The following is a 17,706-nucleotide window of genomic DNA, read 5'->3' as shown; positions in this document are numbered from 1 at the left end:
CCTCATATCGAGTTCAACGTTCGACATGAGGGATCACAATATGAAGCGAAATATCTCCGCGGCGTTCGCGTTTGCTGCTTTCTCCGTGTTGGGCTGCGCCTCTGCCGTCCGCGCACAGCAAACCACTCAACCGCCGCCGGTCGATCCGAGTTTCTCTGCCTATACGCTCGCGCAAGAATGCTCGCAGAGATCCGATAATACCGCGCAAGGCCAGTGCGTAGGCGCCGTGCGCGGCATTGTGCGCGGTTATCAATACGGTGTGCTGTTTCTGGCCCAGCGATCGCAATTGAAGGCCAATGAAACGCAGCGCGTGTCGCTATGCCTGAGCGATACGCCGGTCTCAACGCTGGTCGATGAATTTCTGGCCGACGCCAAGCAAGTCGATGACGCATCGCTCAAGCGCACGCCGGCGGAAGTCGCGGTGCTTGGGTCTGTGCATGCGCACCACGGGTGTGATTAGTCGCTCGCGCCGGTGGACGGGATGGGGTTCGGGGTTAGCGGTCGGGTTGATGCCGGTTGCTAGGTAGCGGTCGGGGTCATTGCTGGGTTGCTGCTTTCCAGGTCTTCGCGAGTTTAGTGTTGGCTGATCTTTTTCGCTCTATTAGGCACTGCGCGTGGCGGCGCGTCATTTCTTTGTCCAAAGCCGAAAGCGGCAAAGAAACGAAGCAAAGAAAACGCTTTCACCGCTCTACCCTAAGTGTCCACAGCGTGCAGTTTCTATTCATGGGTGCCCCAAAAGCACGGTGCTCGCCAGAGCCACGGATGTGTGAAACCCTCCTTCTCGCGAATCCTGACACGAACACGCTTCGCCCCGTACGCTCTCGGGCAAGCACCTTTTCAAAGCAAATCCGCATGGCCTCACGCGCTTTTCAGGCTTCGTTTCTTTAAAGTTTGGTCGTGTGGTCTGGGCTGCAGAGACGCGTGGCCAGCTTCGCGGATTACGGACCAAGGTGTACTATGCTTCAGTTTTTTGCGAAGCGGCTGGTGGCTTGCAGTCATTTTGTCGGGTACGGCCTCACGCATTTTGGAGGCTTTGTTTCCCGAACGGGTTCGCGGCATGTTTCGGCATGCGAACAATTTGGTGGGTGGTTCTAGGCGGATAGCGCAGGGTGCCCCTTGGCAGGTTCAATCACTGGTGGCGAAGCGTGGGGTATCCGTGTTCGGAGAAAGAGGGGTTCACACATCCTGAGCTCTGGCGAGCACCGTGCTTTTGGGGCACCTATGAAATGTAACTGCACGCTGTGGACACTTAGGGTAGAGCGGTGAAAGCGTTTTCTTTGCTTCGTTTCTTTGTCGCTTTGGACAAAGAAATGACGCGCCGCCACGCGCAGTGGCTAATAGAGCGAAAAAGATCAGCCAACACTAAACGCGCAAAGACCTGGAAAGCAGCAACCCAGCAATGACCCCGACCACTAACACAGGAACCTGGCACCTTGGCATTGACTCCGACCGCTAACCCCGGAACCCGCGCAACGCAGCACCAACCCTACCGCTAGCCCCAAAAACCCGCCCCTCCATCTCCAACATCTCAAAGCATTTCCAGCGCCCGTTTTGATCTTGGCGGTTTGAACTGAGAGTCGATAAGACTCATTTCTTCCCCCGACAAAGTCACCTCTCGCGCAGCCGCGTTCTCAATCACATGAGCGACAGTCCCCGCTTTCGGGATCGCAATAACCTGCGGTTGCTGCAAGACCCACGCGAGCGCGACTTGCATCGCCGACAAACCGCGCGCCTTCGCAATATCGTTCAACACGCTTTGTTTCGGCAGACGCGCGTGATCTACAGGACTGTATGCCATCGCCGGCATATTGCGCTCGCGCATCCACGGCAAGAGTTCGAATTCGGGACCGCGTCGAGCGACGTTATACAGAATCTGGTTGGTCGCACACCGGTTGCCGTTTTCCAGCGCAAAGAGCTCGACCATGTCGTCGGTGTCGAAATTGCTCACGCCCCAATGACGAATCTTGCCCTGCGCTTTCAACGCCTCAAAACCGCCGATCACCCCTTCCAGATCTTCGCCGCCGCGCCAATGCAGCAGATATAAATCGATGCGGTCAGTCTGTAGCCGCTTGAGGCTTCGTTCACACGCGGCCTTCACGCCGGACTCGCTACCGTTATGCGGATAAACCTTGCTGACAATGAATAGCTCGTCACGCCGATCCTTCAAAGCTTCGGCGATCAGCTTTTCACTCTCGCCCTCGCCGTACATTTCCGCAGTATCGATCACGGTCATGCCCAGATCCACGCCTGTTTTAAGCGCTGCAATCTCCGCGCTGCGGGTTCTGGCGCTATCGCCCATTTCCCACGTTCCCTGACCCAACGCAGGGATCTGCTCTCCGCTCGGAAGATGAACCACTTTTTCCTGCGACGTCATGGGCGCTCCCCTTGCTTGCTGAACCGAATGTTGTTGGGCTCGAGTCTTCGGCCTCAGTTCAAACTTTTTTGAGCGCGCGTAAGTGTAATCACATGCACCCACGCACGCTCTGTCCTTCGTCAGACCAATCCCACCACTAGCGGACCCAGCAATGTCAGCAACACATTCGCTAACGCATAGGTGATCGCGAACGGGACCGTCGGCACCGCGCTTTCCGCCTTATCAAGCACGCCGCCAAACGCCGGATTCGCACTGCGCGAGCCAGTCAGGGCACCCGCCAAAAGCGCCGCGTTAGTGTATTTCAACACGTATCGGCCGAACAACATCGTGAGGACGAGCGGCAAGATGGTGACAACCGCGCCCAGCAGAAAGATCGTGAGGCCGCTGTTCTTCACCGTAACCACAGCCGCCAGCCCGGAGTTCAAACCGACAGCCGCCACGAACGCGGCAAGCCCGAAATCCTTCATCAATTGCGACGCCGCCGATGGCATCACGCCGTACATCGGATGCTTGCCGCGCATCCAGCCGAACAACAGCCCGGCCAGCAAGCAGCCCCCGCCGGAGCCCAGCGTCAACGGCACACCGGCTACGTCGACGACGATCAATCCGATCAACAAACCAAGCACAATCCCCACGCCCATGTAGATGAAATCGGTCTTGTTTGTAACCGGCAATTCATAACCCGCTGCATCCACCGCACGCTTCGTATCCTGCGGCGAACCGTAGAACGTGATGACATCGCCATGTTCGAGCTGGGTCTCGGGAAGGATCGGCAGCGGCTGGTCCGCCCGGCGAATTTCCTGCACGAATACGCCGTGGCGCAAATCGCGATCCACGGTCGTGCGCACCGCGGCAATCGTCATGTGATTCATGCCCTTGCGCGTGAACACGCCCTGCCGGTTCTGCATCACGACGCTGATGCCATCGGTATCCGCCACTTCTTCACCAATGTTCGACGCCGCCGTCACCATCACTTCACGCCGGCCGACGACCAGGACGATATCGTCGACTTGCAGCATCACGTCCGGCCGCGGCTCCAGCGCCTTGCCGGCCCGGCGGATTCGCTCGATCGTGATCATGTCGGACTCGGCCATCTCGATCTCGGCGACTGTCCGGCCCGCCGCACCGCTCAAGGCCAACCCTCCGGCATCGGCGCCACCTACGCGCGCCGCCGCACCTTTGCCGCCGGTCACGCGATAAGCGCGCCCGACGAGTTCCGGCATCGCCGCCGTCTGGCCGGCCCCATGCACGACCGCGCCGCCGAGCAAACTTTTCTCCGCCTCCGCTGCGGCGTCCTTCAAACTCTGCCCCATGAACTTCGGCAAGATATTCACGCACACAATGATCGCGCCCAGCGATCCGAATACGTACGTCACGGCATAAGCGACGGCCACGTCGCCCTGAAGCGCCTTGGTTTCGGCAACCGGCAGCCCGAGCCGGGCGATGGCGTCGCCGGCCGTGCCGATGATCGCCGACTGCGTCAGCGCCCCGCCGGCCAACCCCGCCGCAATCCCCTTGTTCAAGCCGAACAGCTTCGCGCACACCAACACGGTCACGAGCGCCGATACCGCGAGAAACACCGCCATCGCAATCTCACGCAGCGTCTTGCGCGACAGCGAGTTGAAAAACTGCGGCCCCGAGTCGTAACCCACCGCATAGATGAAGATCGCGAACATCACGGACTTGACGCCATTATCGATCTGGACACCGAACTGACTGATGACGACCGCCGCGAGCAGCGACCCGCCCACACCGCCAAGCTGGAACTTGCCGAAGTTGATCTGGCCAATGAAGTACCCCACCGCCAAAGAGAGGAAAAGCGCAATCTCCGGTGACTTCGTGAAAATCTGATGTATCCATTCCATAGTGCCCTCGTTAGTTTCGTATGCGCTGCCCGGCCTGCTGAACCTGATTTCCCACTGACGCTCCTGCCCATGCACCTATCCTGCTGCTACCACCTGATCCTGCTGCTACCACGTGATCCTGTTCACCCCAACTTCCCCGCGAGCCCGACGATTACGGGCCCCATCAACGGCAGGAGGACGTTCGACAATGCATACGTGATCGTGTAGCCGATCACGGGCGTCGCATTGCCCGTCACCCCCACCAGCGCGCTGATCGCGGGCGTGCTGCATTGCTGGCCGGCGATCGCGCCAAGCAGCATCGGTACTTCGAGTTTCAACAGCCAGCGGCCGACCGCGAGCGACACCAGCGCCGGGCCGAGCGTGATGACCACGCCCGCCAGCGGCAGCGCAACGCCGTACTCGCGGATCAGGCGGATGGCATCGGCCCCGGCCCCCAACCCGACCGCGGCGATAAACGTGCACAGCCCGAAATCCTTGAGCACTTGCGCCGCAGCTGAAGGCAGCGAACCGATCACGGGATAGCGCGAACGGATCCAGCCGAACAGCAGCCCAGACAACAAACAGCCGCCGCCGGTCCCCAAGGCGATCTGCACGCCGCCCATACGCGCGCTCAAATGCCCGACGAGAATCCCCAAGATCACGCCGATACCGAGAAACACGAAGTCGGTTTTCAGCGTCGCGCGGACCACGTAGCCGAGCTTCGCCACGCCGCGCTGCACGTCCTCGGCTGCGCCGATCAAGGTCAGTACGTCGCCCCGATGCAGCTCCGTCCCCGGCAACGCGGGAATCATGCTGTCCAGCCGCGTGACGGCCGAGATATAAATACCGTGGCTATCGGCGGGCGTCGCCCGGTCGCGCACTTGCGCGACCGTCAGGCCGTGTACTTCGCGCCGCGTGAGCATGACATCGACAGTGTCAGCGTAGACATCGGCGACATCGCCCCCGGCGACTTCCTCACCAATGGATGGCAACGCCGCCACGAGCGCCGCGCGGCGCCCGCCGATCACGATCCGGTCCCCCGTCTTCAACACGAGATTCGGCTGCGCTTTGACGATCGAGCGGCCACGCATCACGCGCGCCACGGTAAGCTCGTTGCCATGGCGTTTTTCAAGGGCACTGATGCTCAGATCCGCCGCACTCGTGACGCGGACTTCGCGTGCGACGAGCGACGGCGCCGCCGGCCGCTGGCCCTCCGCCAGCGCGCTGTCGCCACCGAGCGCGCGCCACAGGCGCTCGGCTTCATCGCGCAGATTCACGCGCAGCATGAGCGGCGCGATCTGGCTGGTGAACAACACGATAGTGACGAGCCCGAAGAGGTAACTCACGCTATAGGCAGTGACGATATTGGCCTGCAGCCGGGCGATCTCGGCAGCAGGCAGCCCGAGCTTGCCGATTGCCTCGGACGCCGTGCCGACCACCGCCGATTCCGTCGCGGCGCCGGCAAGCAGACCGGCCGCAGTGCCGCGGTCCAGCTTGAAAAGCGCGACAGCCCCGAGGACCAGCCCAAGCACCACCACGAGTTCAACAACGGATAGCAGCCCATAGCGCCAGCCGCGCCCGATATTCGCGAAGAATTGCGGTCCGCCGGTGAAGCCCAGCGCAAAGATAAACAGGGCGAAAGCAATATTCTTCAAATCTGGTGAAAGGCGCGCACCGCTTTGTCCGAGAATCAGCGCCACGATCAAGGTGCCGCATACGCCGCCGAGCTGTATGGGTCCGAGCTTGAAAGAACCAATGAAAAAGCCGATTGCCAGACTCGCAAACAATGCGATTTCGAGTTGGCTCGCCAGCAAATTCCAGATCATGAAATTATCGTCTCCATTGATTATCTAAATGCAACTATCAAGCGCCCTGGAATGACTTGAATTAAGGATTCGATTAATTTTGACCATGATTTTGAGATCGTTGAACAATGTACTTTTTAGACGCCAGTTTGCCAGCCGGTAAGTCGGGACGGTAAGAATTTAACGCCCAACTTCATTTGGTCACTCCCCGGGATGGTTTCCGGTCAATAAAACATCTTTATTGGCAACGCCCGGCAGAGCTTATCGTGCCTTGCCGCAGGTCGGATCGCCAGTTTGCATGCAATAAGACAAGCGATATATCGATCTCCTCCAGAAGTCGAATGACTTAACACAACTCCTGAAACATAAATCTGCATAAATCAGACGATCCATTCCAAAATCCGGAGAAGTGTAATTTTTCATTTGCAATGAATTAGCAAATGTGAAAGTCTTGCGGTTAATGTGGAATGCAAACATGAAACGACTGAGATATTGCAATTCCGCATGAGTGTCAATACGCTTTTTGGCACTGATCTAAAAAAATGGCGTATGCGCGGTGATTCGCAATACGGTTCCACGCTGATTTGGACACTGAGAGGTAAGAGACAATGAATCAAATTCATGCCATGCGTGTGTTCGTGCGGGTGTCGGAAACCGAAAGTTTTCGGCGTGCCGCACAACAACTGGATGTATCAAACGCACTTGTGACTCGCGCAATTGCAATGCTGGAAGCGCATTTGCGCACCCGGTTAATCAACCGCACTACTCGCAACCTCTCACTCACAGAAGCCGGCACGCGTTATCTCGAAGGCTGCCGCGCATTGCTCGAAGAACTCGATCACCTCGAGTCAATGGTGGCGCATACCGAAGGCGACCCCAGCGGTACATTGCGCGTGGTGGCGTCCGGATCGCTTTCGCTCATGGCGCTGACGCCGCTGATCGATGGCTTCCGGCAGGTTTATCCGAAAGTGAATGTGCGGCTCACCTTATCCGAGCGCCACGTAGATCTGGTGGAAGACGGTTTCGATGTCGGTATTGTCACGGCATTCATGGTGACGAGCACGGCGTTGGTAGAACGCCCGGTCGCCACTAACACGCTGATTCCCGTCGCCACGCCCGCTTATCTGGAAGAGCACGGCTCGCCCAGCACGCCAGCCGATTTGCTGCACCACGCGTTCGTCGCGCTCCCCAGCGAAATGCGCAGCGCCACCTGGCACTTCCGGCACCGCAACAACGGCAGCGCCGACCAGGTCACGCTCGCCCCCGTCTATACGGTCAACAGCGCCTTGATGGTCCGGCTCGGAACGCTTGCGCACATGGGCATTTCGATCATTCCGGAAGGCATTGTCGCGGCGGATCTGGAAAACGGCTCGCTGGTACGGGTGCTGGGTGATTACGCCATTGATGACCCGGACGTGAAGGTATCTATCGTTTATCCGGGACGGCAGTATCTGCCGGCCAAGACGCGCGCCTTCATTGATTACACGCTCGAACATATGGGCCCGGGCGGAGAAGTTGGATTGCTGCAGCCGGAAACCATTCTCTCCCGGCTTTCCATGGTGCCTCCGGCGAGCGCAGTTGCCAGTTGATTTAATTGCCTGCTGGCGGGAGATCGTTCGATGCCAATTCAGATGATCGTCTTCAGCAGCCGGCAATATGATCGCGACGTCTTCATTGAGGCTAACGCCGCGTTGGTTATTCCCTGCATTTCCAGGAATCACAACTTGACGCGCAAACGGCAATTCTGGCCCACGGGTGCGCAGTGGTATGCCCGTTCGTGAATGACATCCTTGACGAAACTGTCCTGGAAACCCTTCGCGAGGGCGGCACGCAGCTCGTCGCGCTGCGCTCGGCAGGTTTTAATCACGTCGACCTCACGGCGGCAGTCAGGCTCAGAATCGGCGTGGTGCGCGTGCCGGCTTATTCGCCGTACGCAGTGGCGGAGCACGCGGCCGGACTGACCCTGACGCTGAATCGCAAGTTGCATCGCGCCTATGCCAGGACTCGCGATGGCGACTTTTCGCTTAACGGCCTGCTGGGTTTCGACCTGCACGGCAAGACGCTTGGCATTATTGGCACGGGCGTAATCGGGCGGGTATTCGGCCGCATCATGGCCGGCTTCGGCATGACGCTGCTGGCGTTTGATCCTGGAACGCCAGCAACCGATCTTATACAAGCCGGAGCACGTTATGTTTCACTCGATACGCTTCTGGCTGGGTCGGACGTCGTCAGCCTGCATTGCCCGCTTTTACCCTCCACTTATCACCTCATCGATGCCGCCGCACTCGCCCGCATGAAACACGGCGCCATGCTGATTAATACCGGCCGCGGCGGGTTGATCGACAGTGGCGCACTCATCGGCGCGTTGAAAAGCGGGCAACTGGGCCACCTTGGCCTCGACGTCTACGAGGAAGAGAGCGGACTCTTTTTCGAAGACCATTCGAATCACATGCTGCAGGACGACGTGCTTGCGCGCTTTGTTACCTCTCATCAGGCGTTCTTCACACGCGAAGCGCTTAGAGAGATCGCCACTACCACGCTCGGAAATGTGAAAGCCTGGTTCGATGGCTCTCCGCTCCATCAGGTATTCCCGTAGACAATCCCATTGCGAAGTTTATCGAGCGGAAGTTTTTATACTTCCCGCGCGATAAATCAGCTTTTCGGATAATCCATTTATTCTTCATATAATTAATATTTACTAATTTATTAGCGTTTCATTCCTGTTCGACGGCATGCCGTTTGCTGTATCGCTCTCTTACTGTCGGAATCTCTTATTGCGAGCGAGGGACGGTTGGACGCATTGCAAGACTTGATCGTCGCGAGGCCGGAAGGCCTTTATTGCCCGCCGGGCGATTTTTATATCGACCCGTGGCGTCCCGTCGACCGGGCCATCATTACTCACGCCCATGCAGATCACGCCCGCTTCGGGCACGCCCGTTATCTCGCGGCTGAGCCGGGGGTCGGCGTGTTGCTGTCGCGACTGCCGGGCATCTCGTTGCAAGGCGTTCCCTACAGCGAACGCCTGGTCATCAACGGCGTCTCCGTGTCGCTACATCCGGCCGGCCACGTGCTCGGCTCCGCTCAAGTGCGCGTGGAACACGCGGGCCGGGTCTGGGTGGCCTCAGGCGACTACAAAGTCGAGCCCGATCCCACTTGCGCGCCGTTCGAACCGGTTCGCTGCGACACGTTCATTACAGAATCCACGTTCGGCCTGCCGATTTATCGATGGGAACCGTCCAGTGTGATTTTCGACGGCATCAATTCGTGGTGGCGGCATAACGCGGCTGAAGGACGCGCTTCCGTGCTGTTCTGCTATTCGTTCGGCAAAGCGCAGCGGATTCTCGGTGGCGTCGATCCGGCCATAGGGCCGATCTTCTGCCATGGCGCCGTGGAGCCGCTGAATCGGGCCTATGTGCAAGCGGGCGTTGATCTGCCGCCGACGCGGCCGGTCAGCGACATCGCCACGAAAGACAAGACCGCGTTCCAGGGCGCGCTGATCATTGCGCCGCCGTCCGCACAAGGCAGCGCGTGGATGCGCCGCTTTGGCGACTACAGCGACGCGTTTGCGTCGGGCTGGATGCGGCTTCGCGGCACCCGGCGCCGACGCGGCCTGGATCGCGGTTTCGTGCTGTCCGATCACGCCGACTGGCCGGGATTACAGACAGCGATTGGCGCAACGGGCGCGGACCGGGTGATCGTCACGCACGGACAGATCGAGCCGATGGTGCGCTGGCTGCGCGAACAAGGTCTGGAAGCGGGCGCATTCACAACCGAATACGGCGATGACGCCATAGAAGCCGACGCGGCGGAAAGCGGCCCGGTGGGTCCGTCAGCGCAACCAGAGCAGCCGGCCGTTGAAGCCCCTCCTTCGCCCGGGGCCGACTCGCAATGAAACGCTTCGCCGCGCTCTACACCGCTCTGGACGGCACCACGTCGACAAAAGAAAAACTCGAGGCGCTGATCGCGTATTTTTCGGCGGCCGAACCCGAGGACGCCGCGTGGGCGTCGTACTTTCTTAGCGGCGGCAAACCTCGACAATCGGTGCCCACCCGCCTTCTCACCGAATTCGCCCGCGAGCGCGCCGGCCTGCCGGAATGGCTCTTCGATGAGTCGTATCAGGCGGTCGGCGATCTGGCCGAAACCATCGCGCATATCCTGCCGCCCGCGCAACGCACATCCGAACTCGGCCTCGCGCAATGGATCGAGGGACGCGTGCTGACCTTGCGCGGCCTGGAGCCGGGCGAGCTTCGAACCCGTTTGCTCGGCTACTGGGACGAACTCGACTGGAGCGAGCGTTTCTTGTTGACCAAGCTGATAGGCGGCGGCTTCCGAGTGGGCGTCGCACGGCAGCTTGTGGTGCGCGCGCTCGCCGAAGTCGCGGGCGTGGATCACAAACGCATCGCCCAGCGCATGGTCGGCTGGACCGACTCGCAGCAAGCGCCGGGCGCGGCGCGTTATTTGCGGCTGATCGCTCCGGAAAGCCCGGACGATGAAAACTCCGCCACGCCGCACGAAAGCGATCTTGGTTTGCCGTATCCATTTTTCCTGGCTCATCCGTTGCAAGCCGATCCGTCGACGCTCGGCGCGCCGTCGGATTGGGTGATCGAATGGAAGTGGGACGGGATTCGCGCGCAACTTGTGAAACGCGGCGGCCGGGTGTGGCTGTGGTCGCGCGGTGAAGATCTCATCACCGAGCGATTTCCCGAACTCGCCTCGCTGGGCGCCGCGCTGGCGGACGGGACTGTTATCGATGGCGAAATTCTCGCGTGGGAACCCGGCGGCGATGCTCCATTGCCTTTCGCGCGGCTGCAACCGCGCATCACGCGCAAGACCTTGTCGAAGAAAGTGCTCGCCGACTCGCCCGCCACGTTTCTCGCCTACGACCTGCTGGAAGCCGAAGGCCGCGATCTGCGCGTCACGCCGCTGATCGAACGCCGCGCGCAACTCGATGCATTGGCCACCGCGTTGGGCGAAACCTTGGCGGTGGACTTGCTGCGGGTATCGCCAATGGTCCAGGCGCCCGATTGGGAAACCCTCGCCACATTGCGCGACGAAAGCCGCGGCCGTGGCGTTGAAGGCTTGATGCTGAAGGGACGTGAATCGATGTATGGCGTGGGACGCACGAAGGCTTCCGGAACATGGTGGAAGTGGAAGATCGAGCCTTACGCCATCGACGCCGTCTTGCTTTACGCGCAACGCGGCCACGGCCGGCGCGCGAGTTTATACACGGATTTCACGTTCGCCGTGTGGGACGAAGCCGATGGCGTGCGCACCCTCGTACCCTTCGCGAAGGCGTATTCCGGCTTGACGGACGAAGAGATGCGCAAGGTCGACGCGGTCGTGCGCAAGACGACCATCGAAAAGTTCGGGCCGGTGCGCAGCGTCACGCCGACACTCGTATTCGAGATCGGCTTTGAAGGAATTCAGGCGAGTCCACGTCATAAGTCCGGCATTGCAGTGCGGTTTCCACGCATGTTGAGATGGCGCACGGACAAGCATATTGACGACGCCGATACGCTCGACATGCTCAAGGGTTTCCTCGAAGGAGCGACGCCATGAGCGCGCCCTCGGACGAAGACGATAGAGACCGTCAGGATACCCAACCAAGTAGCGATGCAAAACGCCGTTCGCCTCGTCCGCGCCGGGTGCCGAAAACACGTGCCGCGCAAGCGAAGGCCGATGCGGTTGCCGAACTATTCCGGCCCGTGCCGATAGTCATCGATCAGGACGCGGCGAACCTGCCGTTCGAAGCACGTCTCGCTGCGTGGTTCGATCGGCACGGCTGGCAAGCGTTTCCGTTTCAACGGGAGGTGTGGGAGGAGATTTCGGGCGGCGCGAGCGGCCTGCTCCACGCGACCACCGGCGCCGGCAAGACGTGGGCGGTGTGGCTGGGCGCGCTGGCCGCCTATTCCGACAAGCTCCCCAGCCGCAACCTGCCCGCGCCGTTGACGGTGCTGTGGATCACGCCCATGCGCGCCCTCGCCGCCGACACCGCCCGCGCGCTGCAAACTGCCGTGACAGAACTTGCCGTGCCGTGGAGCATTGGTTTGCGCACCGGCGATACCCCGTCCGCCGAACGCGCCCGGCAAAACAAGCGCATGCCGAGCGCGCTAGTCACCACGCCCGAAAGTCTCACGCTAATGCTCACACGCGCAAACGGCGCGGAGGAGATGAAGCACGTGCGGCTGGTTGTCGTCGATGAATGGCATGAGTTGCTTGGGAATAAACGCGGCACGCAGACGCAACTCGCCCTCGCTCGCCTTGCGCACTGGCGGCCTGATTTGCAGGTATGGGGGTTATCGGCGACGCTCGGCAATCTCGATCTCGCTCGCGATGCGTTGCTCGCGCCGGTCAAGACGCCGCGCGTCGTGGTGCGCGGCGCGCAGCCGAAAACGCTGATCGTCGATACGCTGATTCCCGACACCATCGAACGTTTTCCATGGGGCGGTCATCTCGGCACGCGTCAGGTAGGCCCCGTTGCTGCCGAGATCGACCAGGCGCGCAGTTCGCTCGTCTTCACCAATACCCGCTCGCAAGCCGAAGTCTGGTATCAGGCGCTGCTTGAAGCGCGTCCCGACTGGGCAGGATTGATCGCGTTGCATCACGGCTCGCTCGATCACGAAGTCCGCGAGTGGGTCGAGCTCGGCCTTAAAACCGGCCAGCTGAAAGCGGTGGTCTGCACATCGAGCCTTGATCTCGGCGTCGACTTCCTGCCGGTCGATCGCGTATTCCAGATCGGTTCGCCCAAAGGCGTCGCGCGCCTGATGCAGCGCGCCGGACGCTCGGGACATGCACCGGGACGGGCATCGCGGGTCACCATCGTACCGACGCACGCGCTCGAACTCGTGGAAGCGGCCGCGGCGCGCTGGGCCGTCGAGCAACGGCGCATAGAAGGCCGCGAGATGCCCGACAAGCCGCTCGATGTGCTCGTCCAGCATCTGGTGACCATTGCGATAGGCGGCGGCTTCACGGCCCAGGATCTCTTCGATGAAGTCCGCACGACATATGCGTATCGCGGCCTGACGCAGCAAGAGTTCGACTGGGCGCTGACGTTCGTCGAACGCGGCGGCACGTCGCTTGCGGCGTATCCCGACTTTCATCGCGTGACGCTCGATGCTGACGGTGTGTATCGCGTGCCGCGTGAAGATCTGGTCCGGCGTCATCGCAACAATGTCGGCACGATCGTGGCCAACGCGACCATCAACATTGCGTACATGACGGGCGGCCGGATTGGTGCGATGGAAGAGTCGTTCGTCTCGCGTCTGAAGCCCGGTGATGTATTCACGTTCGGCGGCCGCGCGCTGGAACTCGTGCGCGTGCGCGAGATGACCGCGTACGTAAAACGCGCGACGTCCTCACGCGGCGCAATGCCGCAATGGGCCGGCAGCAAGATGCCGCTCTCGTCCGAACTCGCCGATGCCACGCTGATGATGCTCGCGCGCGCCGTGAACGACATCTACGATGAACCCGAGATGCAAGCCGTGCGGCCGCTGCTCGAACTGCAAGCGAAGTGGTCGGCGTTGCCCGAGCCGGGCGTGTTGCTGGTCGAGCTAATTCGTTCGCGCGAGGGGCATCACTTGTTCTGTTATCCGTTTGCGGGACGGATGGCGCACGTCGGGCTTGGGTCGTTGATCGGCTGGCGCGTGGCGCGCGACCGACCGAGTACGTTTTCCATATCGATGAACGATTACGGCTTCGAGTTGTTATCGGCGCAACCGTTCGACTGGGAGGCGCTCATACAGGACGGACTTTTTTCGCCCGATAATCTCGAACACGACATTCTCGCCAGCCTCAATTCGTCCGAGCTTGCCGCACGGCGCTTTCGCGAGATCGCGCGGGTGTCCGGGCTGATCTTCCAGGGTCATCCGGGACAACAAAAAAGCGCGCGGCAACTGCAGGCATCGAGCGGACTTTTCTACGAAGTTTTTCGCCGGCACGACAGCGGCAACCTGCTGCTTGCGCAGGCCGAGGAAGAGGTGATGTTGCAAGAACTGGAACTCGACAGAATACGGGCCGCGCTCAAAAGCATGAGCGCGAGCCGGCTCGCGCTGACGCGACCGAAGAAGCCGACGCCCTTTGCGTTTCCGCTGATCATCGCGCGGTTGCGGGAGAAGGTGAGCACCGAGAAGATGTCCGATCGCGTCGCGCGCATGCTCGCCGATCTGGAAAAGGCGGCGCGCGCATGATGCTCGAGGCATTGACGGTGGATATTGGCGGGCATGCGCTAGTGTTGTCGGCGGCACGGGCGGCGTTCGATCCGGTGCGGCAGGCATTGTTCGTCGCCGATGCGCATATCGGCAAGGACGCCGTGTTTCGCGCCCGGGGCATTCCGGTGCCGGAAGGTTCGACGGCGGAAACGCTTGCGCGCCTGGACGCCTTGATCCTCATGCACCGGCCGGCGACGATCGTATTTCTTGGCGACTTGCTGCATGCCCGTGAGTCGCACGCGTTGACCACGCTCGGCGCGCTGGCCGAGTGGCGCGAGCGGCATGCCGGCTTACGGCTGATTCTGGTGGAAGGCAATCATGATCGCCATGCCGGCGGGCCGCCCGACGCGCTCGCGCTCGACGTGGTCGACGAGCCGTACAGGTTCGGGCCTTGGGCGCTGTGTCATTACCCGCAGCGCGTGGCGAATGCGTATGCGTTGGCGGGGCATGAACATCCGGTGTACCGCGTTGCCACGCGACGCGATAGCGCGAGATTGCCGTGTTTTCGTTTTGGCGCCGATGCCGGCGTGCTGCCTGCGTTCGGTGCGTTTACCGGCGGCTTTGAGGTGAACGAAAGCGCGCGCGGCGAGCGGATCTTCGTGGTTGCGGGGGAACGCGTGATGGCGGTCCGAACTCAGTGATAAGTCATCTTCGATGACGTCAGCTTCGTCAGCGTGCCGCGCTGGAACCTGTACCAGCCATCGGCACTTCTCATCACCACTTCGTCGCGCTGCCAGAAAACCCCGGTGAGTTTCATGCGCTTTGTCATGCGCTCAACCGTGGGCGGCCGCTTGGTGAAATCGTAGAGAACGAGTTCCGGCGCGCCGGTATCGAATGCTTCGACAAGCATCCGCGCCCCCGACGGCTCCTCGAAATGCGCAATGCGGCTAGCGTTCAGCTTGTCGAACGGTTTGCCATCGATTTGCGCTTCGATCGTGGCGCCTTCTTGAACGAAGACCACGCTCCCACCCGTGGTTCGAATGGGTCCCGCGCTCGCGTCGGCTTCCTGAGCAAACACCTCCGGCACGACCGCGAACATCAGCAGCGCGGCAACCATCGACGGGGAAAAATGCCGGAACGCGGTCATGAAGGTCCTTGGTTGAAAGGCGGGAACCCGCAACCTAGTCCGCCCGATGGCAAAAAGCAACACCGAACGGCTCGGAGCAGCCTGAAAACCCAACTCGTTGAATCAACTGTACAAATCTCAGGGTTTTCACCAAGCAAACCCGACAACGTTCGGTACAATTTGATCCCTTCAGCTTGCCCGAGCCTGCGTTCTTCACTCCGATAACGCGCGACCGGCCAGCACAGTCATTGCTCACTCCATGCCTCTGCCCCTTCTCGCCCTCGCCATCGCCGCGTTCGGTATCGGCACATCCGAATTCGTCATCATGGGCCTGTTGCCCAACGTCGCGCGCGATCTTGGGGTGTCCATCCCCGCGGCCGGCATGCTTGTGTCGGGTTATGCGCTGGGCGTGACTATCGGCGCGCCCATTCTCGCTATCGTCACCGCGAAAATGCCGCGCAAGAAAGCGCTGATGGGCCTGATGGGTGTGTTCATCGTCGGCAATCTGCTGTGCGCCGTCGCGCCGGGTTACTGGATGCTGATGATCGCGCGCGTCCTGACCGCGTTTTGTCACGGCGCGTTCTTCGGCATCGGCTCGGTGGTCGCCGCGGACCTGGTCGCGCCGAATCGTCGCGCGCAAGCCATTGCGCTGATGTTCACCGGCCTCACGCTCGCGAACGTGCTCGGCGTGCCGCTTGGCACGGCGCTCGGTCAGGTAGCCGGCTGGCGCGCGACCTTCTGGGTAGTCACGCTGATCGGCCTGGGCGCGGCCGGTGCGCTGGCCGTGTGCTTGCCGAAGCACATCGAGATGCGGGAATCGAGTATCTTGCGCGAATTCAATGTGCTCAAGAATCCGCAAGTGCTGATGGTGCTCGGCATCAGCGTGCTGGCATCGGCGAGTCTCTTTTCCGTGTTCACGTACATCACGCCGATCCTCGAAGACGTCACCGGTTTCTCGCCGCATGCGGTCACGTTGGTGCTGCTGTTGTTCGGGCTTGGATTGACGGTGGGGAGCACGCTTGGTGGCAAGCTCGCGGACTGGAAGTTGTTGCGCTCGCTGCTGACGTTCCTTGTATCGATCGTCGTGGTGCTGGCCATTTTTGCCGGCACGATGCACGCCGCCATTCCCGCGATGATCACCGTCTTTGTTTGGGGCGTGCTCGCTTTCGCGATTGTTCCGCCGTTGCAGATGTTGATCGTGAATCGCGCGAGCGATGCGCCGAATCTTGCGTCGACGTTGAATCAGGGCGCTTTCAATCTTGGCAACGCGATAGGCGCGTGGCTCGGCGGGATGGCAATCGGCGCGGGTGCAGCGCTTAGCTCGCTGCCTTGGGTAGGGGTGCTGATGGCGTGCTGCGCGTTTGGATTGACCCTGCTGTCTGCGTCGATGGATCGACGGGCGCGGCGGGCGAGTATCGGGGTGGTTTAGTTCGCTCGCGCCGGTGGACGGGGGGCAGGTCCTGGGGTTAGCGGGCGGGGTTGATGCTGGGTTGCTAGATTCTCGCGTTAGCGGTCGGGGTCAATGCCGGGTTGCTGCTTTACAGGTCTTCGCGCGTTTAGTGTTAGTTGTTCTCTTTATCACTATTAGCCACTGCGCGTGGCGGCGCGTCATTTCTTGGTCCTTAGCGACAAAGAAACGAAGCAAAGAAAACGCTTTCACCGCTCTACCCTAAGTGTCCACAGCGTGCAGTTCCATTTCATGGGTGCCCCAAAAGCACGGTGCTCGCAAGAGCGAAGGATGTTTGAACCCCTCCTTCTCGCGAATCCTGACAGTAAAACGCTTCGCCCCGTACGCTCTCGGGCTAGCACCTTTTCCAAGCAAACCCGCACGGCCGCACGCACTTTCCAAGTTCCGTTCCTTTAAAGTTTGGTTGTGCGGTCTGGGCTGCAGAGACGCATGGCCAGTTTCGCGGATTGCGGACCAAGGTGTACTACTGCTTCAGTTTTTTGCGAAGCGGCTGGTGGCTTGCAGTCATTTTGTCGGGTACGGCCTCACGCATTTTGGAGGCTTTGTTTCCCGAACGGGTTCGCGGCATGTTTCGGCATGCGAACAATTTGGTGGGTGGTTCTAGGCGGATAGCGCGGGGTGCCCCTTGGCAGGTTCACTCACTGGTGGCGAAGCGTGGGGTATCCGTGTTCGGAGAAAGAGGGGTTCACACATCCGTGGCTCTGGCGAGCACCGTGCTTTTGGGGTACCAATGAATCAAAACCGCACGTTGTGGACACTTAATTTTTAGAGAGGTGAAAGCGTTTTCTTTGCTTCGTTTCTTTGTCGCTTTGGACGTAACTAGTCAGCACTTGTAAACTGCTGCGAAGCTCGGCATGATTCGGAGATGACATTTGTGCCCAACCTTAAAAATCTAACGGACGAGCAGAAAGACGCGCTCATCATTGATTTGGTGAGGCGTCT

The 17,706-nt window shown here is 60.5% G+C and carries 11 protein-coding genes and 1 pseudogene; 8 read left to right on the top strand and 4 right to left on the bottom strand.

Annotated features, from left to right (window positions below; genetic code table 11):
• The first annotated feature begins 40 nt into the window (after positions 1 to 40).
• Positions 41 to 460 carry a hypothetical protein gene (locus ACMX25_RS15885; protein ID WP_414950946.1) on the top strand — a complete coding sequence of 140 codons (420 nt, stop codon included), beginning with the start codon at positions 41 to 43 and terminating at the stop codon, positions 458 to 460.
• A gap of 1,068 nt (positions 461 to 1,528) precedes the next feature.
• Here ACMX25_RS15885 and ACMX25_RS15880 read toward each other — a convergent pair.
• The 3 genes from ACMX25_RS15880 to aspT (ACMX25_RS15870) all read right to left on the bottom strand — a co-directional run bounded on the left by ACMX25_RS15880 (position 1,529) and on the right by aspT (ACMX25_RS15870) (position 6,044).
• Positions 1,529 to 2,374, bottom strand: a complete 846-nt coding sequence (locus ACMX25_RS15880; RefSeq protein ID WP_414950945.1) for an aldo/keto reductase — start codon at positions 2,372 to 2,374, stop codon at positions 1,529 to 1,531.
• Between the two features lie 119 nt (positions 2,375 to 2,493).
• Complete coding sequence (gene aspT, locus ACMX25_RS15875) at positions 2,494 to 4,239, bottom strand: aspartate-alanine antiporter (protein ID WP_414950944.1); 1,746 nt, start codon at positions 4,237 to 4,239, stop codon at positions 2,494 to 2,496.
• A gap of 122 nt (positions 4,240 to 4,361) precedes the next feature.
• Positions 4,362 to 6,044 (bottom strand): aspartate-alanine antiporter, encoded by a 1,683-nt coding sequence (aspT, locus tag ACMX25_RS15870; RefSeq protein ID WP_414950943.1) that lies wholly within the window; start codon positions 6,042 to 6,044, stop codon positions 4,362 to 4,364.
• A gap of 587 nt (positions 6,045 to 6,631) precedes the next feature.
• Here aspT (ACMX25_RS15870) and ACMX25_RS15865 point away from each other — a divergent pair.
• The 6 genes and pseudogenes from ACMX25_RS15865 to pdeM all read left to right on the top strand — a co-directional run bounded on the left by ACMX25_RS15865 (position 6,632) and on the right by pdeM (position 14,871).
• Positions 6,632 to 7,612, top strand: coding sequence for a LysR family transcriptional regulator (locus ACMX25_RS15865; RefSeq protein ID WP_414950942.1), 981 nt, complete (start codon positions 6,632 to 6,634; stop codon positions 7,610 to 7,612).
• A gap of 36 nt (positions 7,613 to 7,648) precedes the next feature.
• Positions 7,649 to 8,619, top strand: a pseudogene (locus tag ACMX25_RS15860) (2-hydroxyacid dehydrogenase).
• 195 nt (positions 8,620 to 8,814) lie between these two features.
• On the top strand, positions 8,815 to 9,915 hold the full coding sequence (locus ACMX25_RS15855; protein WP_414950941.1) for a ligase-associated DNA damage response exonuclease: 1,101 nt from the start codon (positions 8,815 to 8,817) through the stop codon (positions 9,913 to 9,915).
• On the top strand, positions 9,912 to 11,582 hold the full coding sequence (locus ACMX25_RS15850; RefSeq protein ID WP_414950940.1) for an ATP-dependent DNA ligase: 1,671 nt from the start codon (positions 9,912 to 9,914) through the stop codon (positions 11,580 to 11,582). Before ACMX25_RS15855 ends, ACMX25_RS15850 begins: the two co-directional genes overlap by 4 nt.
• Entirely contained in the window at positions 11,579 to 14,209 is a 2,631-nt protein-coding gene (locus ACMX25_RS15845) for a ligase-associated DNA damage response DEXH box helicase (protein WP_414950939.1), read from the top strand. The genes ACMX25_RS15850 and ACMX25_RS15845 overlap by 4 nt, the downstream gene beginning before the upstream one ends.
• Positions 14,206 to 14,871 (top strand): ligase-associated DNA damage response endonuclease PdeM, encoded by a 666-nt coding sequence (pdeM, locus tag ACMX25_RS15840; protein WP_414950938.1) that lies wholly within the window; start codon positions 14,206 to 14,208, stop codon positions 14,869 to 14,871. Before ACMX25_RS15845 ends, pdeM begins: the two co-directional genes overlap by 4 nt.
• Here pdeM and ACMX25_RS15835 read toward each other — a convergent pair.
• Complete coding sequence (locus tag ACMX25_RS15835) at positions 14,865 to 15,317, bottom strand: hypothetical protein (RefSeq protein WP_414950937.1); 453 nt, start codon at positions 15,315 to 15,317, stop codon at positions 14,865 to 14,867. The two genes, pdeM and ACMX25_RS15835, sit on opposite strands and share 7 nt — an antisense overlap.
• Positions 15,318 to 15,555: 238 nt before the next feature.
• On the opposite strand from ACMX25_RS15835, the gene ACMX25_RS15830 reads away from it, so the two are divergent.
• A complete protein-coding gene (locus tag ACMX25_RS15830; RefSeq protein ID WP_414950936.1) occupies positions 15,556 to 16,725 on the top strand; it encodes an MFS transporter in 1,170 nt (389 codons plus the stop codon).
• The last annotated feature ends 981 nt before the right edge of the window (positions 16,726 to 17,706 follow it).

This window comes from Caballeronia eucalypticola (assembly GCF_047608185.1).
In the GTDB taxonomy this organism is placed as follows: Bacteria; Pseudomonadota; Gammaproteobacteria; order Burkholderiales; family Burkholderiaceae; genus Caballeronia.
Note: the sequence above shows the minus strand (reverse complement) of the source record. Positions and strands in the feature narration are given on the sequence as shown.